Here is a 3,418-nt window from a genome sequence, read left to right on the forward strand (position 1 = left end):
AAGGGTTTAAAGTTCCAAGTAAAGATAAGAATGCATTTTTTGAATACCTGGCAACACCCGTTGAAGATGGTAAATCAAAAGCAATGCTGGCTCATGAAAATGCAGATCTTGAAACAAGACTTGCTGTAGACTATTTACTATTTAAAGGATTTAATCTTTCGGATATAGTGAGCAGAAAAGCAAAAGATGAAAATGCAAAAACGCTCAGAGAAAGAATGAAGTCTGCTAAAGTAAATAAAAAGAAAGAAACAAATACCTCACAAACATTCGAAGAGCTTGGCGAAATTTAACCTTAAAACATAAAATAAAATAATGGCAAACCCAGAACCTAGAATATACGCAAAGAGAACAAAATACAACGATCAGCAAAAGTCTGACGTTGCAAGTATCTCTCAAGCGCTGTTAACACAGCCAGAGAAACTTAGTCCTCTTTTGACGTTTCTTGGTGGTAAGGAAGATCAACGTTTCCCATTATCTATGCTGACTGAAGGTGTAGGTAATGTACGAAGCATTGAACAGCTTGAATATGAGTATGATGTGATGACACGTCTTAGAAAAACTCGACCTCTTGCTGTAACTCCTTCTAATACCTCCGATCTTGGTAAAGGTGGAACCCTATTTAAATTGACATTCCCAGACAAGTGGTTCATTAAAGACTACATTCTTGTTTCTAAAACAGGTGTGCAAGCTCGAATTATGAGTGAACCTACTCCCAACGGAAGTAATTGGGATTATCAAGTTCGTCTTGTGAGTCCTGACCCAAGTGCAACGATGCCAGCATCTGATGTACAAGCAGGAAGTCAATTTGGAAGTTTATTTGCGGCTGTTGGTCTTGATTGGTCAAGAGGAAACGCAAGTAACTGGGAAGCACCTGCAAGAATACGTCATAAGCTGACTACAATTAGAAAATCTTACCAGATGTCTGGTAATGCAAAACATACAGTAATGGAAATTGGACTACCGACAAAAAGTGGTGGAACAAGCAAGTACTGGATTGATTTTGAAGAATGGCAATACATGCTCCAATGGAAAGAAGAATGTGAAATGTACTACTGGTACGGTGAGCAGTCTTACAATGAAAAAGGAGTAACGAATATGCTTGATGAAAACGGACAACCAGTTATTATTGGTCCAGGTCTTCTTGAGCAAATTCAGAACAAAGAAACGTATTCTGTTCTTACTACAGAAAAAATTAAAAATGTTGTAAGAGATATTTTCTATGGAATGACGGATGGTCAAAACAAACAAGTTACACTGTACACAGGTATTGGTGGAGCTGATGAGTTTGATACGGCTATGAAGACTGAAGTAGGAGCTACAAACTATCGTCAGTTTAATGATGGTAAATTTGTAAGCGGTTCAGGAAGAAATCTCTCTCTTACTGGATTCTTTACAACATATGAGCATATTGACGGACACGTAGTACGTGTTGTTAAAGTGCCTCTGTTTGATCATGGTGCAGTAGCACAGGCAAGCAGAAAACATCCAAGATCAGGATTGCCTCTTGAAAGTTACAGAATGGTCTTTGTAGATCAAAGTAACTACAATGGAGAGCCAAACCTGCAAATGGTTACACGTAAAAATAGAGAGCTGCTTCGATGGGCAGTAGCAGGATCAACAATTCCGCAAGGATATCCTGGTAATGACCTTCGGGCAACAGACATTGATGGTTGCAGTGTTCACTTCTTGAAAGTAGCTGGTATAGTACTGAAGAGATTTGATACGTCACTTGATATGAGATGTGTAATTGCATAAAATAAATATTATTAAGTGGTGATGGAATATTCACCACTTATTTTTTTAACTAAAACAAAAAAACAAAGCAAATGAGTCACGAAGTACATATAAGAAGAAGGGAAACAAAAAGTCACCTTCCAGCTCCAGTAGTCGCTAATGCTAAAAAAATTCTTTCCAGTGTTTACGTTGGACAAGGACCATTAAAAGGATTAGAAAAAGACGAAGAAAAAAAACTCGTATCTGCTCACTTAGGGATGGACCCTGATGAAAAAGATTTTCCCAAGATTTTAAGAGAATTTTGGGCTAACATAAGAGTAGAAGTTCCTACAGATGGAGTCGTATTAAATGTGGGTAAATCAAAAGATGATGAACCATATAATTTATACGACTATATTATTTATCAATGGATTAAAAAACATCCTCATGTAGCTAATGATCGTGAAGAAATGTTGGATAATTCCAGATATCAATTTTATATATATGATCCTGAAGTAGCAACAACTAAGGAAAATGTTAAAGTAAGCTTTAAGAAAAAAGCTTATGAACAATTTATTCTTCTTGGAGACGATGAAGATAAGATAGACAGAATGGTACGTCTTCTTACAGATTCAGATCCAAACAACATGTCATTAAAACAAAAACAAAATCTATTGGATGATGAAATTGAAAATGATCCAGAACGATTTTTTGTTATTATTACTGATAAACATCTTCAGACAAAAGCAGACATTGCTGAAATGGTAACGTATTCAATTATAAGAAAAATTGGAAATCAATATTATTTCATTGATGAAAAGCTTGGAAATGATCTTGATGAAACAGTTAAATATTTTAATGATAAGAAGAATTCAAGCACCATTACTACACTAAAGGCTAAACTGCAAGAAGCTAAAAAAAATAGTTGACATATTTAGAATTACATATAGGTGTTAACCTGGAGACTCAAAAAATTGGGTCAAACATAAACGATGACTTTCTTCCTGAAGAAATAGATTATTTCTTAAATGAAGCTGTAAAGGATTATATCAAAATGCAATACAGCAATATAAAAAATGAGGAAAGAAATGTAGAAAGTCAGTTTGTAAATGAAAATATTCGGACATTAATAAAGACAAATAATTTGGCAAATATAGTTACCGTGTCTTATCTTCCGAATACTATTAAAGGTGATTTGCCAAATGATTACCTTTATTACATTTTTTCAAGAACAAATTCTAACGGTACATGGAAAAATAACAGAAAACTTGAACCAAAAGGGATAAAAGATTATATTGAAACAGAATTTAATAGTCCTCTTTTCAGAGAGTATCCTCTATTAATAGAAGGAGATAGTGTATTGGTTATTGGAAATGCTACTGATCAATTATCCACCAATGATAATATTAGCTTTACATATGTGAAAACACCCGAAAAAATTGCATTAATTGGAAATGAATCTACAGAATTTACAAGTCTTCCTGAACACACACATCTGGAAATAGTAAATATAGCATCAAATAAAATACTTCAAATTATAGCCCCAAGAGCACAGGAATAATATGAACGCAAGAGAAATGCAGTACGCTTTTGGACAACAAATGAACCAGTTTGGGGAAGCACTTAAACTTAATTCAGACGATATACAATACTGGATTAATAAGGCACAACTGGATCTTGTAAAAAAGAAATACAGAGGGATTAC

General features: G+C 34.5%; 4 protein-coding genes. All 4 read left to right on the forward strand.

The features are described 5' to 3' along the window. Positions 1 to 290: hypothetical protein (locus tag ACJWXQ_RS06585; RefSeq protein WP_406672419.1), on the forward strand; the 290-nt coding region annotated here is incomplete at its 5' end. A 22-nt stretch (positions 291 to 312) separates the two neighbouring features. Further along, complete coding sequence (locus ACJWXQ_RS06590; RefSeq protein ID WP_406672420.1) at positions 313 to 1,755, forward strand: hypothetical protein; 1,443 nt, start codon at positions 313 to 315, stop codon at positions 1,753 to 1,755. A 71-nt stretch (positions 1,756 to 1,826) separates the two neighbouring features. Further along, positions 1,827 to 2,642 (forward strand): hypothetical protein, encoded by an 816-nt coding sequence (locus tag ACJWXQ_RS06595; protein WP_406672421.1) that lies wholly within the window; start codon positions 1,827 to 1,829, stop codon positions 2,640 to 2,642. Then, positions 2,639 to 3,274, forward strand: coding sequence for a hypothetical protein (locus ACJWXQ_RS06600; RefSeq protein ID WP_406672422.1), 636 nt, complete (start codon positions 2,639 to 2,641; stop codon positions 3,272 to 3,274). The genes ACJWXQ_RS06595 and ACJWXQ_RS06600 overlap by 4 nt, the downstream gene beginning before the upstream one ends. Positions 3,275 to 3,418: the final 144 nt, after the last annotated feature.

It is taken from the genome of Natronospira sp. (assembly GCF_007134575.1).
Taxonomy (GTDB): Bacteria; Pseudomonadota; Gammaproteobacteria; order Natronospirales; family Natronospiraceae; genus Natronospira; species Natronospira elongata.